The organism is Sphingomonas sp. SORGH_AS_0870 (genome assembly GCF_031453175.1).
In the GTDB taxonomy this organism is placed as follows: Bacteria; Pseudomonadota; Alphaproteobacteria; order Sphingomonadales; family Sphingomonadaceae; genus Sphingomonas.
The window spans coordinates 4,075,635-4,094,306 of sequence record NZ_JAVIYW010000002.1 but is presented as its reverse complement, the minus strand read 5'-3'; the positions used below and the strand labels follow the sequence as shown (position 1 = coordinate 4,094,306).

18 protein-coding genes and 2 pseudogenes are annotated in these 18,672 nt (G+C 68.5%); 12 read left to right on the top strand and 8 right to left on the bottom strand.

Going from position 1 to position 18,672, the window contains the following annotated elements; all coding sequences use genetic code 11:
* Positions 1-50: 50 nt before the first annotated feature.
* The 4 genes from folP to thiD all read right to left on the bottom strand — a co-directional run bounded on the left by folP (position 51) and on the right by thiD (position 4,111).
* Complete coding sequence (gene folP, locus QE363_RS18935; RefSeq protein WP_309697786.1) at positions 51-1,106, bottom strand: dihydropteroate synthase; 1,056 nt, start codon at positions 1,104-1,106, stop codon at positions 51-53.
* Positions 1,107-1,253: 147 nt separating this feature from the next.
* Entirely contained in the window at positions 1,254-2,393 is a 1,140-nt protein-coding gene (locus QE363_RS18930) for a site-specific DNA-methyltransferase (RefSeq protein ID WP_307101120.1), read from the bottom strand.
* Positions 2,394-2,614: 221 nt separating this feature from the next.
* Positions 2,615-3,211 carry a ribonuclease HII gene (locus QE363_RS18925; protein ID WP_309697783.1) on the bottom strand — a complete coding sequence of 199 codons (597 nt, stop codon included), beginning with the start codon at positions 3,209-3,211 and terminating at the stop codon, positions 2,615-2,617.
* Positions 3,212-3,283: 72 nt separating this feature from the next.
* Positions 3,284-4,111: a bifunctional hydroxymethylpyrimidine kinase/phosphomethylpyrimidine kinase gene (thiD, locus tag QE363_RS18920; RefSeq protein WP_309697781.1), complete on the bottom strand. Its 828-nt coding sequence runs from the start codon at positions 4,109-4,111 to the stop codon at positions 3,284-3,286.
* 280 nt (positions 4,112-4,391) lie between these two features.
* On the opposite strand from thiD, the gene QE363_RS18915 reads away from it, so the two are divergent.
* The gene (locus QE363_RS18915; protein ID WP_307101110.1) at positions 4,392-5,276 is read left to right on the top strand and encodes a bestrophin family protein; all 885 of its coding nucleotides are present in this window, start codon (positions 4,392-4,394) and stop codon (positions 5,274-5,276) included.
* A gap of 39 nt (positions 5,277-5,315) precedes the next feature.
* Here the strand turns inward: QE363_RS18915 and QE363_RS18910 are convergent, their stop codons facing one another.
* Positions 5,316-6,737 carry a sigma-54 dependent transcriptional regulator gene (locus QE363_RS18910; RefSeq protein ID WP_309697777.1) on the bottom strand — a complete coding sequence of 474 codons (1,422 nt, stop codon included), beginning with the start codon at positions 6,735-6,737 and terminating at the stop codon, positions 5,316-5,318.
* Positions 6,738-6,982: 245 nt separating this feature from the next.
* On the opposite strand from QE363_RS18910, the gene QE363_RS18905 reads away from it, so the two are divergent.
* From QE363_RS18905 to QE363_RS18880, 6 genes are all read left to right on the top strand, one after another.
* Positions 6,983-7,117, top strand: coding sequence for an aa3-type cytochrome c oxidase subunit IV (locus QE363_RS18905; protein WP_307101107.1), 135 nt, complete (start codon positions 6,983-6,985; stop codon positions 7,115-7,117).
* Between the two features lie 10 nt (positions 7,118-7,127).
* Positions 7,128-8,249 carry an NAD(P) transhydrogenase subunit alpha gene (locus tag QE363_RS18900; RefSeq protein ID WP_309698247.1) on the top strand — a complete coding sequence of 374 codons (1,122 nt, stop codon included), beginning with the start codon at positions 7,128-7,130 and terminating at the stop codon, positions 8,247-8,249.
* Positions 8,250-8,378: 129 nt separating this feature from the next.
* Positions 8,379-8,747 carry a DUF559 domain-containing protein gene (locus tag QE363_RS18895; RefSeq protein ID WP_309697774.1) on the top strand — a complete coding sequence of 123 codons (369 nt, stop codon included), beginning with the start codon at positions 8,379-8,381 and terminating at the stop codon, positions 8,745-8,747.
* A 1-nt stretch (position 8,748) separates the two neighbouring features.
* Positions 8,749-9,048 (top strand): proton-translocating transhydrogenase family protein, encoded by a 300-nt coding sequence (locus QE363_RS18890; RefSeq protein ID WP_307101104.1) that lies wholly within the window; start codon positions 8,749-8,751, stop codon positions 9,046-9,048.
* Between the two features lie 8 nt (positions 9,049-9,056).
* Positions 9,057-10,592, top strand: a complete 1,536-nt coding sequence (locus QE363_RS18885; protein WP_309698246.1) for an NAD(P)(+) transhydrogenase (Re/Si-specific) subunit beta — start codon at positions 9,057-9,059, stop codon at positions 10,590-10,592.
* A gap of 142 nt (positions 10,593-10,734) precedes the next feature.
* Complete coding sequence (locus QE363_RS18880) at positions 10,735-11,649, top strand: winged helix DNA-binding protein (protein WP_309697770.1); 915 nt, start codon at positions 10,735-10,737, stop codon at positions 11,647-11,649.
* A 2-nt stretch (positions 11,650-11,651) separates the two neighbouring features.
* On the opposite strand, the gene QE363_RS18875 is transcribed toward QE363_RS18880, so the two are convergent.
* Together QE363_RS18875 and dapF are read right to left on the bottom strand one after the other, a co-directional pair.
* Positions 11,652-12,476, bottom strand: a complete 825-nt coding sequence (locus tag QE363_RS18875; RefSeq protein ID WP_405053227.1) for an oxygenase MpaB family protein — start codon at positions 12,474-12,476, stop codon at positions 11,652-11,654.
* Positions 12,477-12,721: 245 nt separating this feature from the next.
* Positions 12,722-13,658, bottom strand: a pseudogene (dapF, locus tag QE363_RS18870) (diaminopimelate epimerase).
* A gap of 115 nt (positions 13,659-13,773) precedes the next feature.
* On the opposite strand from dapF, the gene QE363_RS18865 reads away from it, so the two are divergent.
* The 5 genes and pseudogenes from QE363_RS18865 to QE363_RS18845 all read left to right on the top strand — a co-directional run.
* Positions 13,774-14,337: a helix-turn-helix transcriptional regulator gene (locus tag QE363_RS18865; RefSeq protein ID WP_309697763.1), complete on the top strand. Its 564-nt coding sequence runs from the start codon at positions 13,774-13,776 to the stop codon at positions 14,335-14,337.
* Positions 14,334-15,125 (top strand): glutaminyl-peptide cyclotransferase, encoded by a 792-nt coding sequence (locus tag QE363_RS18860; RefSeq protein ID WP_309697761.1) that lies wholly within the window; start codon positions 14,334-14,336, stop codon positions 15,123-15,125. Before QE363_RS18865 ends, QE363_RS18860 begins: the two co-directional genes overlap by 4 nt.
* Positions 15,126-15,345: 220 nt before the next feature.
* A complete protein-coding gene (locus QE363_RS18855) occupies positions 15,346-15,795 on the top strand; it encodes an Rrf2 family transcriptional regulator (protein WP_307101092.1) in 450 nt (149 codons plus the stop codon).
* A gap of 264 nt (positions 15,796-16,059) precedes the next feature.
* Positions 16,060-17,006 (top strand): IS630 family transposase gene (locus tag QE363_RS18850; RefSeq protein WP_307098127.1). Its coding sequence is split into 2 segments (ribosomal slippage): positions 16,060-16,396 and positions 16,396-17,006, totalling 948 coding nucleotides; the frame shifts between segments, so codons are not numbered across the junction.
* 14 nt (positions 17,007-17,020) lie between these two features.
* Positions 17,021-17,353 (top strand): annotated as a pseudogene (locus tag QE363_RS18845) (transposase); the annotation flags it as partial.
* Between the two features lie 107 nt (positions 17,354-17,460).
* On the opposite strand, the gene QE363_RS18840 reads toward QE363_RS18845, so the two are convergent.
* On the bottom strand, positions 17,461-18,672 hold the full coding sequence (locus QE363_RS18840) for a DUF1501 domain-containing protein (protein ID WP_309697758.1): 1,212 nt from the start codon (positions 18,670-18,672) through the stop codon (positions 17,461-17,463).

Below are 18,672 nucleotides of genomic sequence, written 5' to 3'. Positions count from 1 at the left end.
CCCCTATGTGGGCGTTCGGGGCGCGAAAAGCGAGGGGCTTGTCCCCCGTGCTATCCCATCAGGGCGCGGTCGCGCAGGCCGCGCCAGACGTGCAGCGCCTGCACCGTCTCGGCCACGTCGTGCACGCGGATCAACTGCACGCCCGCCTCCGCCCCCTTCAGCGCCAGCGCCAGCGAGCCGCCGAGCCGGGCATCCACCGGGGCTTCGTTCGACAGCGCACCGATCATCCGCTTGCGGCTGGCGCCCAGCATGATGGGACAGCCCAGGCCGTGGAAAAGGGCCAGCCCGTTGATCAGCGCGAGATTGTCGGCCAGCGACTTGCCGAAGCCGATGCCCGGATCGACCATGATCCGCGACCGATCGACCCCGGCGGCCACCACCGCCGCGACCCGCGCCTCCAGCCAGTCGAACACGTCCGTCAGCACATCGCCATAACCGACCCGGCCATGCCCGCCCTTGTCGGGATCGGGGGAGTGCATCAGGATCACGGGGCAGCCCGCCTTCGCCACCACCTCCAGCGCGCGGTCGTCCCACAGGAGTGCGGCGACATCGTTGACGATGCCCGCACCCGCCGCGAGCGCCGCCTCCATGACGGCGGCCTTGCGCGTGTCGATCGACACCAATGCGCCGCCGCGCGCCAGCCGCTCGATGACGGGGGCGGTGCGGGCGATCTCGTCACCTTCCCACACGATGGCCGCGCCGGGGCGGGTGGACTCGCCGCCCATGTCGATCACGCTCGCACCCATCGCCGCCATCGCCATGCCGCTGTCCGCCGCCGCGCCGGGGTCGCCGACATGCTTGCCGCCGTCGGAAAAGCTGTCGGGGGTGACGTTCAGGATGGCGGCGACCTGAGGCTGGTCGAAACGCAGCGTGCGCGATCCCATCACCCAGGGCGCACGGGGAGCGGTGAAGGCGGCGTGCTGCGCCTCGGCACGGGGCGAGCCGCCCAGTTCCTGCGCGAAGCGCGCAACGGGGACGATGCGACGGCTGGTTCCTTCGCGGACCTCATAGGCCGAGAACCACTGCATCCCGCCCGCCAGACGCAGGGCGCTGCCGTCTTCCAGGCCCACAGGGGTATCGACGAACTGGATGGGGCGCAGGTGCATGATCTTGTCCTAAAATCCTCCCCGGCACGGGGAGGTGGCAGGGCGAAGCCCTGACGGAGGGGGCCGCCACATAGGTCGTCCCGTGCGGCGATCCCCCTCCACCACCGCTTTGCGGTGGTCCCCCTCCCCGTGCCGGGGAGGATCGTTTTACGGTTGCGTCGCCAGCAGCCAGGTCTGGCGCATCGCGTCGATCGGCTTCAGCGCGCCTTCCAGTTCGTAATGCCAGAAGGTCCAGCCATTGCAGGTCGGCCGGTTCTGAAGCAGCGAGCCCAGCCGGTGGATCGACCCGGCCTGCCCGCAATCGGACAGCAGCGAGCCGTCCGCGCGGACCGTCGCGCGCCATTTGCGCTTGGCATCCATCAACGGCATGCCGGGCATCAGATAGCCATTTTCGACCAGCGTGCCGAACGCCACCTTGGGCTGGGCCTTGGGGCTCTGCATCGTGGCCAATGCGCTTTCGTCGAGCGGCAGTGCGGCTTCGATCCGCTCGATCGCGGCGGCGCAATAGGTCGGCTCGCGCTCGATCCCGATCCAGCGGCGGCCCAGCCGCTTGGCCACCGCGCCGGTCGTGCCGGTGCCGAAAAAGGGGTCCGCGATGACGTCGCCGGGCCGGGTGCAGGCCAGCAGGATGCGATAGAGCAAAGCCTCGGGCTTCTGGGTCGGGTGGACCTTGTGCCCGTCCTTCTTCAACCGCTCCTGACCGCCGCAGATCGGGAATTCCCAGTCCGACCGCATCTGGATCTCGTCGTTCAGCGTCTTCATCGAGCGATAGTTGAAGGTGTATTTGGCCTTCTCGCCCTTCGACGCCCAGATCAGCGTTTCGTGCGCGTTGGTGAAGCGGGTGCCCTTGAAATTGGGCATGGGGTTGGACTTGCGCCAGATGATGTCGTTGAGGATCCAGAAGCCCAGATCCTGCACCGCGGTCCCCACGCGGAAGATGTTGTGATAGCTGCCGATGACCCAGAGCGAGCCATTGTCCTTGAGGACGCGGTAGCATTCCGCCAGCCAGGCGCGGGTGAAGGCGTCATAGGCGGCGAAGGTGTCGAACTTGTCCCAGGCGTCGGTGACGGCGTCGACATGGCTGCCATCGGGGCGGAACAGCTCGCCGCCGAGCTGGAGGTTATAGGGGGGGTCGGCGAACACCATGTCGACCGACTTGTCGGGCAGCGAGCGGAGTGCCGCGATACAGTCGCCCATCAGGATCTGGTCGAGCGGCAGGTCGCTTTCGCGGTGCGCCGATACCGGCCGCGTCCCGATCGGCTTTGCCACCGTCTGGATCACCCCCATGCTATGTTCCTTCTACCCTCGAACCCTCGCATCCACCCGGAATGAGTCACACGTCAAGAGGCGATTCGCAGGCGCGACTCGCGTGATTCCGCCAGATTCGGCGACGTGTTGCGATTTCGTGGCAGATATTGGGGGTGTGGATAACTTCGCCCCCAAGGGACGGGGTGTGGCGATTGCGACTCGGGTCGTCCGTAAAATCCTCGCCCTGTCCGATCGCGGGATCAAAGGTCCAGATAACATTGCGCCACGGGCGCGAAGCTGCGGCGGTGGAGCGGCGAGGGGCCATGTTCGCGCAGCGCCGCCAGATGCGTCGCCGAGCCATACCCCTTGTTGCTGTGCCAGCCATAAGCGGGCCATTGCTCGGCCGCCGCGATCATCATCTCGTCGCGGACATGCTTGGCCACGATCGAGGCCGCGCCGATCGCCAGCGACTTGGCATCGCCCCCGACGATCGCGGTGGCGGCATAGCCCCATTTGGGCAGGCGGTTGCCGTCGACCAGCACATGCGCGGGGTGGCCGCCCAGCGTCTCGACCACCGCGTCGACCGCCAGCGTCATCGCCTTCATCGTCGCCCAATAGATGTTGAGCCGGTCGATCTCCTCGGGATGGACGATCCCCACGCCGACCACCGCGCAGGCGCGGATCTCGGCACAGAGGCGCGCGCGGGTCTTTTCGGTCAGCTTCTTGGAATCGTTGATGCCGCCGGGGCAGTTCCGCTCGGGAAGGATGACGGCGGCCGCGACCACCGGCCCCGCCAGCGGCCCGCGCCCCGCCTCGTCCACGCCGCACAGGGGCATGGGAAAGCTGTGATCGACCATGGCGGGGGCTTTATCGTGGTGCGAGCGGGATAGGAAGATGCCCATTCCTCCCCTTGCAGCGGAGGAAAGGGTCTACCCCCAGCGCGCCGCAAAGGCGGCGGCGTCCCAGCCTTCGCGGCTGATCGCGGCGAGCAGGTGATAGAAGGGGACCATGCCCAGCCCATGCCCCATCGGGCCATGCCCCTGGCCCAGCCCCGGCGCGGCGGCGAGCGCGGCCTGGACGAAGGCGATGGCGCGGTCGACCGAATCCGCCAGCGCCATGCCCTGGCCCAGCCCGGTCGCGATTGCGCTGGCCAGGGTACAGCCGGTGCCATGGGTCGAGCGCGTGTCGAGCCGGGGATGTTGCCAGCGTTGCTCGCCGCCGGGGGCGACCAGCCGGTCCTCGATCACCGGGCCCTCGCCATGGCCGCCCTTGACCAGCAGCGCGCGCGTCTGGTGCCGGACCATCGCCTCTCCCCCCAGCGCGGCGAGTTCGGGCAGGTTGGGGGTGGTCAGCGCGGCCAGCCCCAGGAAGCGGCGAAAGGCGGCGATGACATCGGCATCGGCCAGCACCGACCCGCTGGTCGCGATCATCACGGGATCGAACACGACCGGAAGGTCCAGCGTCTCCAGCCGGTCGGCCAGCGCATGTGCGGTTTCGGCCGATCCGATCATCCCGATCTTGACCGCGTCCGCGCCGATATCGGCCAGCACGCTGTCGATCTGCGCCATCACCATCGCGGTCGGCACCGGGTGCACCGCCTGCACGCCCAGCGTATTCTGCGCGGTGATCGCGGTGATCGCGGTCATCGGATGGCCGCCCAGCATCGCCACCGTCTTGATATCCGCCTGTATCCCGGCGCCCCCGCCTGAATCGGAACCGGCGACGATCAGGATGCGGGGCGGGGGCGTGACGCTCATATTTTTTCGTCATGCCCGCCGGGCGTGCGGCGGGCAAGCGTCGGCGCGTCGCACGCCGCCCCACCGCGCTCGGCGCCGGGGGATAAATAAAGGCGGAAGAACGGCTTGGCGTCGTTTCGACGGCCTTCCGGACGGCGGCGACTCTGTGGCCGGTTCGTGACGTTTGGTTTCCGGCGGGCCGCGCCCCTTTCCCCGCGGCGGCGCTCGCTTATTTCGGACGCGCATCCATTCGGCGCATTATCGCGTTGCAGCGCATCGTGGATGACAAGGGAGACCTGATTTGATCGTTGATGCCGTACCACGCACCCGCATCATCATTTCCGAGGTATGGCGTCCCCTGCTGGCGCTGTTCATCTGGGACGTGATCGTCACGGTCGCCTATTATGTCCTGCCGTTCAAGGCGCCGTCGCTGCCGCTGACCTTGTTCGGCACCGCGCTCGCGCTGTTCCTGGGGTTTCGCACCAACTCGGCCTATCAGCGCTGGTGGGAGGGGCGGCAGCTCTGGGGCCTGATGATCAATGCCTCGCGCAACATCGCACGCAGCGCGCGCAACTTCCTGCCCGATCCCGAGGCGCACGACATGAAGCGGTCGATCGTGCTGCGCCAGATCGCCTATGTGAACGCCCTGCGCTGCCAGTTGCGCAAGCAGCCGGTCGATACCGAGGTGCTGCGCTTCCTGTCGCGCGGCGAGGCGGAGCCCGCGCTGGCGCGGACCAACACCGCCAACGGGCTGCTCGACGGCACCGGCCGCCGGATCGACGATGCCCGCCGCAAGGGCTGGATCGACACCATCCAGCAGACCCAGATGGAATCGGTGCTGGTCGACATCGCCAATTCGCAGGGCGGCATGGAGCGGCTGAAGAACACCCCGCTTCCCAACCAGTATCGCTTCATCCCGGCCTTCTTCACCCGGCTGTTCTGCGTGCTGCTGCCGATCGGGCTGGTCGAGACGCTGGGCTTCGCCACGCCGGTCGGCTCGTCGATCGCGGGACTGATGTTCCTGGCCGCGTTGCAGATCGGCGACGATCTGGTCGATCCCTTTTCCGACACGGTCCACGACCTGCCGCTGAGCGCGATGTGCCGGACGATCGAGATCGATCTGCTCCAGGCGATCGGCGACCCCGCACCCGAACCGATGAAGCCGGTCGACGGCGTGCTCTGGTAAGATTCCTGCCGTCCTCCTCCGGCCGCGCCGGGGGAGGGGTCAGGCGGCGTTGTCGATGCCCAGCTCGCCCAGCTTGCGATAGAGCGTCGAGCGCCCGATCCCCAGACGCCGCGCGACCTCGGTCATGCGGCCGCGATAATGGCCGATCGCCAAGCGGATGACATCGGCCTCGATATCCTCCAGCGGGCGCAGATTGCCGTCGGGGCGGAACAGGTTGATCCCGCCATTGTGCATCCCGTTCGCCGCGCCGGTCGTCGCCGAGGGCCGGTCGCCGAGCGAGGCGATCTGCGGGAAATCCGAGGCATTGAGCACATCGCCCTCGCACAGCACGGCGGCGCGGAAGAGCGCGTTCTGCAACTGGCGGACATTGCCCGGCCAGTCATAGCGGCGCAGCAGGTCGAGCGCGTCCTCGGTGATGCCCAGCCAGCGCAGCCCCGGCTGTTGCGCGATCCGGTCGAGCAGGTGCCTTGCCAGCGCGGGCACGTCGTCCGCGCGGTCGCGCAGCGGCGGGATCGCGACATGGACGGTGTTGAGCTTGTAATAAAGGTCCTCGCGGAACCGCCCCGCCTCGACCGCTTCCAGCAGGCGTCCGTCGGAGGCGGCGATGACGCGGACATCGACCTCGCGCGCGTGGCGGGCGCCCAGCGGCACGATCGCCCCGGTGTGGAGCATGTCGAGCAGCCGCGCCTGCGTGTCGAGCGGCATGCCCGAAATCTCGTCGAGGAACAGGGTCGATCCGTCCGCCTCGACCATCTTGCCGATCCGCCGCTCGAACGCGCCGGCAAAGGCGCCTTCCTCATGGCCGAAGATGATGCTGTCGAGCTGGTTGGCGGGGGTGGCGGCGCAGTTGACGCGCAGCATCGGCCGATCGGCGCGGGGGGAGGCGGCATGGATCGCCTCGGCCAGCGATTCCTTGCCGACGCCGCCTTCGCCCTCCAGCAGCACCGACACGCGGGCGCGCGCGGCCTTGGCGGCGACGGCCAGCGCGGCGCGGAACTCCGGCGCGTCGCCGACGATATCGTCAAAGGCGAGCAGCGCGGGGATCTTCTCGGTCAGCGGGCGAAGCTCGCCGCTGGTCTGCGCGGCGACCGCCGCCTCCAGCGCGCCGAGCAGGCGCTCGGGGGCCAGCGGCTTGACCAGAAAGTCGGTCGCGCCCGCGCGCATCGCCGCCACCGCCTGCGCCACCGAGTCATTGGCGGTCAGCATCAGGATGGGCAGTTCGGGGCGAAGCGCATGGCAATCGGCGATCAGGGCGGTGGCATCCGCGCCGGGTGCCCAGTGATCGATCAGCACGGCGTCCAGCTCGCGCCCCTGCACCGAACCCAGGACGGAGGCCGCCATATCGGCATCGGTCGCGAACAGCGTGCGCCAGCCGCCGCGCTGCGCCAAAGCGGCAATCAGTCGCCGTTGCGCAGGTTCGTCGTCGATCAGCAGCAGCAAACGTTGGCCGTTGCGCGTCATAAACCGTCCCGTAGTCCCCGTTGCCCCCTGAATGGCGCAACTTTGTTAAAATCTGCGTTAATTCGGGACAATGTCCGAAACACGACGCAAAGGCACGTCTTATATTGCGACCCAAGCGTTCGATTTTGCGCCGTTACGACCCGTGGGCCATTTCGGGGTTGATCCGCCTGTGCCGGTGAATAAGCTCCTGATCCGGTGAATGCGGAAGGACCCACTTTCGCATGCCGACAGCAAGGGTGAGGATCATGGCGGCCAACGAGACCGGCACCGGCGACATGAAGGCGCATGTCGCGACCTATGATCGGATGATCGGAATGCTGAAATGGGGATCGATCGGCGTCGCCATTCTGGTGGCGATCGTCCTCTGGCTGATCGCGTGATGTGATGGGCGTGCATATCGCGGTGCTGCGGGAGACGGCCGGGGACGAGAGCCGCGTCGCCGCCACGCCGGAGACGGTGCGCAAGCTGACCGCGCTGGGCGCGACGCTGGCGGTCGAACGCGGCGCGGGGCAGGCGGCTGGGATCGCCGATGGCGATTACGAACAGGCGGGCGCGACCGTCGCCGAACGCGGCGAGGTGCTGGCGGGGGCGGGGATCGTCCTGGCGGTCCAGGCGCCCGAGGTCGAGGGGCTGCGCGGTGTGGGCCAGGGCGCCTGGGTGGTCGCGGCCTTCGATCCGTTCCGGCGGCACGAGACGGTCGCGGGCTATGCCGCCGCCGGGCTGGAGGCGCTGGCGATGGACCTGATGCCGCGCATCACCCGCGCCCAGTCGATGGACATATTGTCGTCCCAGTCCAATCTGGCCGGCTACAAGGCGGTGTTGGAGGCGGCGAACGCCTATGGCCGCGCTTTGCCGATGATGATGACGGCGGCGGGGACGATCCCGGCGGCGCGCGTCTTCGTGATGGGGGTGGGCGTCGCGGGGCTCCAGGCGATCGCGACCGCGCGGCGGCTGGGCGCGCAGGTGTCGGCCACCGATGTCCGCTCGGCCACCCGGGAACAGATCCAGTCGCTGGGCGCCAAGCCGATCTTCGTCGAGGGCGTGGCGGGGATCGAGGGCGAAGGCACCGGCGGCTATGCGGGCGAGACCAGCGAGGAATATCGCGCCGCCCAGGCCCAACTGGTCGCGGGACATATCGCCAGGCAGGACATCGTCATCACCACCGCGCTGATCCCCGGCCGCCCCGCGCCGCGCCTGGTGACGGATGCGCAGGTCGCGACGATGCGGCCGGGCAGCGTCATCGTCGACCTGGCGGTCGAGGCGGGCGGCAATGTCGAGGGCGCGGTGGCGGGCGAGGTGGTGACGCGCCACGGCGTCACGATCATCGGCCACCGCAACATGCCCGGCCGCCTGGCCGCCGACGCCTCGGCGCTGTTCGCGCGCAACCTGCACAATTTCCTGGCCGCCTTCTGGGACAAGGACGCCGGGCGTCCGGTGCTCGACGCGGAGATCGGCGATGCGATCCGGCTGACCCGAGGGGGACAGGTGGTGAACCCGAGGTTGCAGTCGTGACCCTGATTCCTCCCCTGCAAGGGGAGGTGGCAGGGCGAAGCCCTGACGGAGGGGTGTCGCGTTATCGAGAGGGGGACACCCCTCCGACGCGCTGCGCGCGCCACCTCCCCTTAAAGGGGAGGAATTAGGGTGTTACAGGGCGACGAAGGGATCGACGGTCGGGCGCGGGGTTTGCGGCGGGCGATGTCGGCACCCGAAATCACGTTGTGGCAGGTGCTCCGCCGCCGTCCCGGTGGCTTCAAATTCCGGCGTCAGCATCCGTCAGGCCCCTATGTCGCCGATTTCTACTGTCACGAGGCAAGACTGGTCGTTGAGGTGGATGGCGAAGCGCATGGACGTGGCGATCGACCGGCACGCGACGAGGTCAGGGATCGCTGGTTCGCACATCGCGGCCTGATTACCCTTCGTATCGCAGCGATCGATATCCGGAAAAACATCGAGGGCGTGACCGGCCATATCCTCGCCACCGCCGCCAACCGCCACCTCGGGGAGGAATAAGATGGACTTCGTATCGATCCTGTCGATCTTCGTGCTGGCGTGTTTCGTCGGCTATTATGTCGTCTGGTCGGTGACGCCCGCGCTGCACACGCCGTTGATGGCGGTGACCAACGCGATTTCCTCGGTGATCATCGTCGGGGCGCTGATCGCGTCCGCCGCATCCTCTGGGGCGACGGGTTCGGGCGTGGCCAAGTGGCTGGGGCTGGGGGCGGTCGTATTGGCCAGCATCAACATCTTCGGCGGCTTTGCGGTGACGCAGCGGATGCTCGCCATGTATCGCAAGAAGGAGAAGCGCTCGTGATCGCCCCCGTGCCGCCCGCGCCGCTCGCCCCTGCGGTCGAGGCCGTTGCCGCGAACCCCTGGGTTTCGCTCGCCTATCTGGTGGCGGGGGTGTGCTTCATCCTGGCGCTGCGCGGGCTGTCGAGCCCGACGACCAGCCAGCGGGGCAATCGCTTCGGCATGATCGGCATGGCGATTGCCGTCGTCACGACGCTGGTGACGCATGTGCCATCGATCGGCTCCGGTTGGACGACGGCATGTGAAATCGGAGAGGCAATTTGCCCCTTTGGTTCTCAGATTGATTGGGTTGCCGTTCTCGAAATTCTTGCCGCCATCGGCCTGGGTGCGGCGATCGGCATCACCACCGCGCGGCGCATCGCGATGACCGCGATGCCGCAGCTGGTCGCCGCCTTCCACTCGCTCGTCGGCCTCGCCGCCGTCGCGGTCGCCTGCGCCGCGTTCCTGAACCCGGTCGCCTTCGACATCGCCGATATGGTCGTCCCGATGATCGGACAGCCCTTTGCCAGCATCCATGTCGTCAGCCGGGTCGAGATGGCGCTGGGCGTGGCGATCGGCGCGATCACCTTTTCCGGCTCGGTCATCGCCTTCCTGAAGCTCAACGGCAATATGGGGGGCAAGCCGATCCTGCTGCCCGGCCGCCATGCGCTGAACGCGGGGCTGCTGGGGGCGATCGTCATCCTGGTGACGATGTTCACGCGCGACCAGGCGCCGTGGATATTCTGGACGATCACGCTCCTGTCCTTCGTCATCGGCTTCCTGCTGATCGTGCCCATCGGCGGCGCGGACATGCCGGTCGTGGTGTCGATGCTGAACAGCTATTCGGGCTGGGCCGCCGCCGCGATGGGTTTCACCCTGCACAACACGGCGATGATCGTGACCGGCGCGCTGGTTGGCAGTTCGGGCGCGATCCTGTCCTATATCATGTGCCGGGCGATGAACCGCAGCTTCGTCAGCGTGATCGCGGGCGGCTTCGGCGCGAGCGATGCGGGGGGCGGGACTTCGGCGGCGACCGACCGGCCGTGGAAGCGCGGCAGCGCGGAGGACGCGGCCTTCCTGATGAGCCAGGCCGAGCAGGTCGTCATCGTCCCCGGTTACGGCATGGCGGTGGCGCAGGCGCAGCATGTCCTGCGCGAGATGGGCGACCTGCTCAAGAAGGAGGGCGTGCGCGTCAAATACGCCATCCACCCGGTCGCGGGGCGGATGCCGGGCCATATGAACGTCCTGCTGGCCGAGGCGAACGTGCCCTATGACGAGGTGTTCGAGCTGGAGGACATCAATGCCGAATTCGCGCAGACCGACGTGGCCTTCGTCATCGGCGCGAACGACGTGACCAACCCGGCGGCCAAGACCGACAAGTCCTCGCCCATCTACGGCATGCCGGTGCTCGATGTGGAGAAGGCCAAGACGGTGTTGTTCATCAAGCGGTCGATGGGCGGCGTCGGCTATGCCGGTGTCGATAACGAGCTATTTTATCGCGACAACACCATGATGCTGCTGGCGGACGCGAAGAAGATGGTCGAAGAGATCGTCAAGGCGCTCGGCTGAGCGTCCGATTCGGACTGACGTCGACTCCCGGACGTCATCCCGGTCGCAGCGACGATGGCGACGGCGGGGCGGCGGCTCCGCCGGGCCGGTCATGCTGCGACCGTGATCGAAAGCCCGCCATGGCGGGCGGCGGGGAGCAGGTGTGGAACAGCTAGACCCTTATGGGGACGGATTTCCGGTCGTCGTCATCAGCGTGCCCGCGCTGAGCGGTGCGGCGGGGCAGGCGGTACGGCAGGCCGGCGGGCGGGTGATGCGCGCGATCGACTGGCCCGCAGTCGCCGAGGAGATCGGGCGGCAGGCGGGGCGGCCGCTGCTGATGATCGACACGCACGGCGCGGAGGCGCTGGCGATGGAGGTAGCGCTGGCGCGGATCGACGCGGTGGCGACCGCGCTCGACCTGCCGGTGCTGGTCAGCCTGCCGACCGCCGATATCGATCTGGTGGCCGCGATGCTGCTCGGCCCGCGCGTCGTGATGCTGTGCGACGCGAGCGAGCTGGAGCTGGTCGCCGCACTGGCGGTGGCGGGGGCGACCAATGGCGGCGCGTCGATGCTGCACGGCCATGTCCATGAGGGCGAATCCGAACGGCTGCGCCAGCTCAACGCCGAGGTCGCCCGGATCGCCGAGGTGCTGGCGCGGCTGTCGGTGCAGGGCGAGGAGGAGGGGCGCGGCGGGGTCGGCGACCGGCATCAGAGTTTCCACGCCGCCACCGCGCGCGCCCAGCCGGGCGATGCCGAGATCGTCCGCCGGATGATCCGCGCGCGGCGGCTGCGCGACGGGCTGTTCGGGGAGGGACTGTTCGAGGAGCCGGCCTGGGACATGCTGCTCGATCTCTATGCCGCGCATCTGGAGGGGCACCGCGTATCGGTGTCCAGCCTGTGCATCGCCGCGGCCGTTGCGCCGACCACCGCGCTGCGCTGGATCGGCAAGATGACCGAGGCAGGGCTGTTCGCGCGCCAGCCCGATCCCGCCGATCGCCGCCGCGCCTTCATGGTGCTGACCGACCGCGCGCTGGAGGGGATGCGCGCCTATCTGGCGGCGCTGCGGCGGCTGGGCTGAGCCTAGCCCGCCAGCGCCCAGCGGATCGCGCCGCCCAGTCGCCGCGTGCCCGCCCGGATGGCGGGACGCATCGCGACCGCGCCGTCCAGGCCATGCAGCCGCGCCGCCCAGTCGGGCAGCAGCGCGATCCCCGCCTGGGTCAGCCAGTTGCTGACCGGCGCGAGCGCGGGGCTGGGGGCGGGCTGGTTCAACAGGGTGCGCGCGACCGTCCTGGTCCGCGCATCGACGCGCAGCTCGCCGCGCACCGAGGCGAGGAACCGGGCCAGCTGGTGCCGGTCCTCGGGTACGTCCACGGCCCCCAGGCGGCGCGCGATCTGCGCCATCTCGGCCAGATAGCGGTCGGCCTGTTCATCGGAGAAATCGGGGTCGCGATAGGTGCGATGCGCGCGCAGGAAGCTGTCGACCTCGGCGGCGTGCACGAAGGTCAGCAGGTGCGGATCGTTGGCGGCATAGGGGGTGCCGTCGGGCAGCGTGCCCTTCACCCGGTCATGGACGTGGCGCACCCGCGCGATCATCTGCTCGGCCGCCTCGGTCGCGCCATAGGTGGTGACCGAGATGAACCCGGCGGTCCGCCGCAGCCGCCCCGCCATGTCGCGGCGGAAATCGCTATGGTCCCAGACCCCGGCCAGCGCGGCGGGATGGAGCATCTGGATCAGCAGCGAGGCGATGCCGCCCGCCATCATCGCAGTGAAATCGCCATGCACCGCCCAGGTCGCCGAGCCGGGGCCGAACAGCCCGTCATCGCCCGGCGGCCGGGTCAGGTCGAGTTCGCGACTGCCGACGACGTCGCGGATCTGGTCGGCAATCTGGCGGCGGACGGGGAGCATGGTGAGATAACGCGTCGTCGGGACGTTGCGTTGCGTGCGAGCGAGGAGCATCGGGATGGTCGATGCTTGCCGCGCGCGTTTTCCCGTGGCCTTCGACTTCGCTCAGGCTGAACGGGGCGGGGGGATTTGTCCCTGGCGAGATGTTGGCCCGTCCATGCTCCCCGCAAGATTTGTCCGTTCGTCCCTTACCCCAAAGTCCGTTCAGCCTGAGCGAAGTCGAAGGCCACGCCCGACACCCGCGCCCCTCAACCCCGTCGGGCCGCCTCCCACGCCGCGATCTCCTCGGGAAAGCGCCGTTCCACCCACCAGATCGCTGGCGGTTTCGCTCGCCAGGTCGACCGTGACCGAGCCCGCCCATTCATAGGTCGCATTGCCCGACAGCGTGACCATGCCGTCCGCCTGCGCGAAGGCGCGGACCAGCCCGCCCCGGTTGAACACCACGGTCGGCACGTCCCAGCCGATCCGCCCGGTCAGGCAGGCGGCATAGGTGGATGCCGCCATCGCGCTGCCGCAACTGTCGGTCAGGCCCACCCCGCGCTCGAAGGTCCGGACGAACAGCGACGGCCCGCGCACCTCCACGAAGGAGACATTGGCGCGGTGGGGCAGCCAGTCGGGTGCGGCCTCGCAAATGCCGCCCAGACGGACCAGCTCGGCCTCGTCCACCGCGTCGACGAAATGGACGAGATGCGGATTGGGCATGGTGACCGCGGTAAAGCGCCGCTCGGCATCGAGCATGGGCAGCACCGCCTCGACCAGCCGGTCGGGCGCGCCATGGATCGGCCAGGCGGCGGTCGACAGCCCGGCGGGCCCGGCGGTCTCGCGCACCGTATAGACGCCCGGCGCCAGATCGGCGTCATGGACCGCATCGGCGTGCGAGGTCTTGAGCCGCACCGTCGCGGCCTCGATCCCCAGCGCCTCGAACCCGGCGCGCGCGACGCAGCGGACGCCGTTCAGGCAGGTCTCGGCCTCGCTGCCGTCACTGTTGCGCATCACCATGCCAAAGGCGGCGCGGTCGTCGCCGGGGACCAGCAGCAGCAAGCCATCGCCGCCGACCGGCCCCGCGCGGTTCGCCAGCGCGCGCGCGACCGCGGCCCATTCCGCTTCGCTGAGCGTCAGGGCGCGTGCGTCGATCATCGGGAAATCATTGCCCGAACCATGGCATTTGACGATCTCGAACCGCATGGGCGATAACTCCGACAGAATATGGCTCGGCGCTTAGCCCAGCCGGACGGGCTCCGCCAGCAGCGCGGGCACCGGACCGGCTGACCGCCGGCAGGGATTGGAGGGGCACAGGGACATGATCACCGCGATCCGGGAAGTGCGGCGGGCCAAGGGCATGACGCTGGACGATGTCGCGCGCGCCTGTTGCCCGCCGACCACGCCGCAGACGATCGGACGGCTGGAGATGGGGACGCGGACCGTGTCGCTGCCCTGGCTCAACCGCATCGCCGCCGCGCTGGGCTGCACCACCGCCGATCTGGTCACGCTGCCGGTGCGCGAGACGCTGCCGGTGGCGGCGCTGCTGGGGCCGCGCGGGGCGGTGGCACCGCGCAGCGCACGCGCCGTCTCGCCGCCCTGTGCGACGCCGGGGATGATCGCCGTCACCGTCACCGGCGCGGTCGGCGATTACCGGGCGGGCGATGAGCTCTGGTGCGAACCGCTGGTGCCCGATAGGTTCGCCGACGCCATGAATCGCGATATCCTCGTGCCGCGCCCCGTCGGCGGCTATGTCTTTGCCCGGCTGGCGGCGGTGGGGGACGACACGCTCCGCCTGTTGCCGCTCGAACCCGGCGCCGCCGGCGTGACGGTGGCGGCCCCCGCCTGGATCGCGCGGGTGGCGCGGCTGGTGCGCACGCTGTGATCCGGCTCGCCCCGATCCTGGCGCTCGCCCTGGCGATTCCGGCGGCGGCGCAACAGACGGCTCCCGCCGCACCGGCCCCGCCGGTGGTGGAGAAGCCCGAGCTGGTCCGCGCCTATCCGCACGACACGACCGCCTTTACCGAAGGGCTGCTGATCGCCGACGGCACGATGTACGAAAGCACGGGGCGCGAGGGGCAGAGCGTGATCCGCCAGGTCGACCTGGCCACCGGCAAGACCCAGCGCCAGGCGACCGTCCCCGACGGCCTGTTCGGCGAGGGCATCGTCGCCTGGGGCCAGGAACTGCGCAGCGTCACCTGGCATGGCGGGCGGGGTTTCCGCTGGAGCCGCCCGGCGCTCAAGCGGGTCGGCGAATGGCGCTATGAGGGCGAGGGCTGGGCGATGACCGATGACGGGCATCGGATCATCCTGTCGGACGGCACGCCGCGCCTGCGCTTCCTCGACCCCGCGACGATGAAGGTCGCGCGCACGCTGGACGTGACGGTGAACGGACGGCCGCTCAAGAACCTGAACGAGCTGGAATATATCGACGGGCAGATCTGGGCCAATGTCTGGATGACCCGTTATATCGTGCGGATCGATCCCGCCTCGGGGCAGGTGGTCGGGGTGATCGATCTGGGCGACCTGATCGCGCGGGTCGGGCTGACCGATCCCGACTCGGTCGCCAACGGCATCGCCTTCGACCGGGTGAAGCACCGCATCTTCGTCACCGGCAAGAACTGGCCCGAATTGTTCGAGATCCGCCTGCCCGCGCCCGCACCCGCCCGCTGAGGCGGGCGGCGTTCCGTCGCGCCTGGCATATCCTTGGCGCCATTATATTTTCCCGATGGTGGGACCGGATACGGATGCGGACTTGCGCGTTTACGCAGCGGGAATATGCAAAAATAACATGAGTTATGAATTGCGTGTTCGGCCCGATCCGGCCATAAGAGGGTGAGCCCTGTGCCCGCGCGGACGGATCATGGGGCGAAGGAATAAGGAGCAACGTTTCTTGCCGACCAGCACGCGTTTTGTCGTTTCGCTGCATATGCTTGCGCTCATGGCCGACCATGGCGATACGCCCCTGCGCTCGGAAGACATCGCGCTCAGCGTCAATTCCAACGCGGCGGTGGTCCGCGCGCTGCTGCTCCGACTGGCGAGCGCCGGGCTGACCCGGTCGCAACTGGGCAATCGCGGCGGCGCGATGCTGGCCCGGCGATCGGCGGAGATTCGGCTGGTCGATGTCTATCAGGCGGTGGAGGATCGAAACTTCTTCGCCTTTCACCGCCAGCCGCCCGAGGGCGACGGGCTGATCGACCGGCATATCACCGCCAGCCTCGAATCGATGCTGACCCCGGTGCGCGAGGCACTGGAGGACAAGCTGGCCGAGCTGACGCTCGACGATGTGCTGGACGACATCCGCGCCCGCGATCAGGCGGTGCCGTTGCGGCTTTCGGCCTGACGTAGAGTCGATCGACATTCAGCATTGCTTCTTCTTCCCTCTCCCCTGGACAGGGGAGAGGGTTAGCGAAGCTTGCCAGCCTGCTGGCTAGCGCAGCTTGGGTGAGGGGTCGAGCGAGCCCAAAGGCTCGCGCGCTCGCTTGGCGAGCGCCCACCCCTCACCCAGCTCCGACTAGAGCGTTTTCCGGCCGACCTGAGTCGGCGGGGGATTCCCATGGCCGAGCTGATCTGATTCACGGTGCTGGCTGGATGGGGGCCGGCATTGATGGGCAAGCCGTTGTCGATGGATCTACGATCGCGAGCGCTGGCCGCGGTTGACGAGGGGATGAGTTGCCGGGCTGCGGCGGTGCGGTTCGGTGTGGCGGCCGCGACGGTGATCCGGTGGCACGACCAGCGCCGCAGCACGGGCACCTATGCCGCCAAGCCGCAGGGCGGGGACACGCGGTCGCGGCGGATCGAAGCGCATGCGCCCACGATCCTGGCGCTGCACGAAGCGCGTCGCGACATCACGCTGGACGAGTTGCGTCGCGAGCTGGGTCAGGCGGGCGTGACGGTGGCGATCTCGACGCTGCACCGCTTCTTTGCCCGTCACGGGATCACGCGCAAAAAAAGACCGGGCATGCGATCGAGCAGGATCGCGCCGACGTCCTGAGTGCGCGTGAGGACTGGTTTGATGGCCAGCTCGACCTCGACCCTGCGCGGCTCGTCTTCATCGACGAGACCTGGACGGCGACCAATATGACCCGCAGCCACGGCCGCTGCCGGCGGGGCGAGCGGCTGCGGATGGGTTACCCACATGGTCATCGCAAGACGACCACGCTGGTCGCTGGCCTGCGCATGACCGGCATGATCGCGCCGATGGTGCTCGACGGCCCGATCAACGGCGACTGGTTCGAGGCCTACGTCCGACAGGTTCTCGTGCCCGACCTCGGACGCGGCGACGTGGTCATCATGGACAACCTGTCCAGCCACAAGCGTGCCGGCGTCCGTGAAGCCATCGAAGCCGCAGGCGCCCGCCTCATGTTTCTCCCGCCCTACAGTCCCGACTTCAACCCGATCGAGAAGGCCTTCGCCCGCCTCAAGGCTATGCTGCGCAGGGCCGGCGAACGCACCGTGTCGGGCTTGTGGTCCCTCATCGGCAGGTTGGTCGATCTGTTCCAACCACAGGAATGCGCCAACTACTTCACCTCCTGTGGTTATGATCCAGACTGATCAGAATCCGCTCTAACCGGGATGCGTTCGTTGCCTATGTTCGCCAGGTACTGGTACCCGGCCTCTCACCCGGCGACATCGTCATCATGGACAACCTGTCGAGCCATAAGGCGCCCGCCGCGCGCGACACCATCGAAGCGGCGGGTGCCAGGCTGCTCTTCCTTCCGCCTTACAGCCCCGACTTTAACCCGATCGAGCAAGCATTCTCCAAGCTCAAGTCACACCTGCGAAAGGCCGCCGAGCGCACCATCCACGGCCTGTGGGACGCTATCGGCTGCATCCTCGACCTGTACTCGCCACAGGAGTGTGCCAACTACTTCGCCAACGCCGGATACGATGCAGACTGATCGGAAAATGCTCTAAGCCTTTGCTTTGGCAAAGGCCAAGTCTGCGCAACCTTCTCCCCTCTACGAGGGGCGAGGGAAGGAAAGGCAATCCTGAATGGCGATCGGCGCTAGACCAGCTTCAGATCGCTCGCGCGGGTGCCGGGGAACAGGGTCGCCAGACGTTCGCCCGACAGGCCGAACTGGCGGCCGACCAGCCCGCCGATCAACGCCCGGTAATCGGTCAGCACCGGCAGGTCGCGATTCTGGTTGAGCGTGGCGGCGGACAGCGCGACCTGATCGCCCGCCATCCGGCCGCCGGACACGCCGCCGCCCAGCACCCAATAGATGCTGCCATGGCCGTGATCGGTGCCCCGATCGCCATTCTCGCGGAAGGTGCGGCCGAATTCGGACACCACGACGACCGTCGTCGTGCGCCATGCCTCGGGCCCGATCGCCTGCACGAATCCGGCCAGTCCGCGCCCCAGTTCGCCGATCCGGTCGGCCAGATAGCCGGTCGCGCCGCCCTGGTTCACATGCGTGTCCCAGCCGCCGACATCGACAAAGGCCAGGTTGAACCGGTCGCGCATCAACGTCCCGATCCGCTGCGCCGACAGGGCAAAGCCCTTGGGCGACACCGCGCCGCGGCTGGCGGCCTTCATCTCCTGGTCCAGCGTCCGGTAGACCGTGTCGCGCACCGCAAAGCCTTCGCTGACCGAACGGGCGAGTTCGGGATGACCGGCATACATGCTCTGGATCAGCGCGGCCTGGCGCTGGTCGATCGGCTTGCCGACATTGGCGAGCGCGAGATTGGGGATCGGGTCCTCGCCGCCGCGAAAGCAGAGCGGCAGCTGGTCGGTGAAGGCGATCGGCCGCTCGCCCGTGCCGAGGATATCCGCCAGCCGCGCCATGAAGCCCGAGCCGTAATCGCGATGCCCGCCGACCGGCTGGCCCAGCTCGATCGTGTCCTGGGTCTCGAAATGGCTGCGGCTCATATCGTCGGTGCCCGCGAACGGCACGAAGGCGATCTGCCGCGCCTGCCATAGCGGCAGGATCGTGTCCTTCAGCGCCGGGTGGAGCGCCCAGTCGGCGTCCAGCGGCAGCGGCGCATGGGTATCGGCCGGATCGGGCCGCGCCAGCGCGATCGTCGGGCGCGACTGGCGATAGAAGTCGCTGCCGCTGGGGCTGACGATGTTCACCGCGTCATAGGCGCCGCGTAGGAACACGACCAGCAAGCGGCTGCCCGCCTGTGGCGCGGCGAAGGCGCGGCCCGCGACGACCATCGGCGCCATGGCGGCGGCGCCCTTCAACAGATCGCGACGATGCAGGGGTGGGATCGTCAT

Coding starts and splice junctions, on each gene's coding strand:
- folP (WP_309697786.1), bottom strand. CDS start 1,106: ATGCACCTGCGCCCCATCCAGTTCGTCGATACCCCTGTGGGCCTGGAA.
- QE363_RS18930 (WP_307101120.1), bottom strand. CDS start 2,393: ATGGGGGTGATCCAGACGGTGGCAAAGCCGATCGGGACGCGGCCGGTA.
- QE363_RS18925 (WP_309697783.1), bottom strand. CDS start 3,211: ATGGTCGATCACAGCTTTCCCATGCCCCTGTGCGGCGTGGACGAGGCG.
- thiD (WP_309697781.1), bottom strand. CDS start 4,111: ATGAGCGTCACGCCCCCGCCCCGCATCCTGATCGTCGCCGGTTCCGAT.
- QE363_RS18910 (WP_309697777.1), bottom strand. CDS start 6,737: ATGACGCGCAACGGCCAACGTTTGCTGCTGCTGATCGACGACGAACCT.
- QE363_RS18905 (WP_307101107.1), top strand. CDS start 6,983: ATGGCGGCCAACGAGACCGGCACCGGCGACATGAAGGCGCATGTCGCG.
- QE363_RS18890 (WP_307101104.1), top strand. CDS start 8,749: ATGGACTTCGTATCGATCCTGTCGATCTTCGTGCTGGCGTGTTTCGTC.
- QE363_RS18875 (WP_405053227.1), bottom strand. CDS start 12,476: ATGCTCCCCGTCCGCCGCCAGATTGCCGACCAGATCCGCGACGTCGTC.
- QE363_RS18865 (WP_309697763.1), top strand. CDS start 13,774: ATGATCACCGCGATCCGGGAAGTGCGGCGGGCCAAGGGCATGACGCTG.
- QE363_RS18840 (WP_309697758.1), bottom strand. CDS start 18,672: ATGACGATCCCACCCCTGCATCGTCGCGATCTGTTGAAGGGCGCCGCC.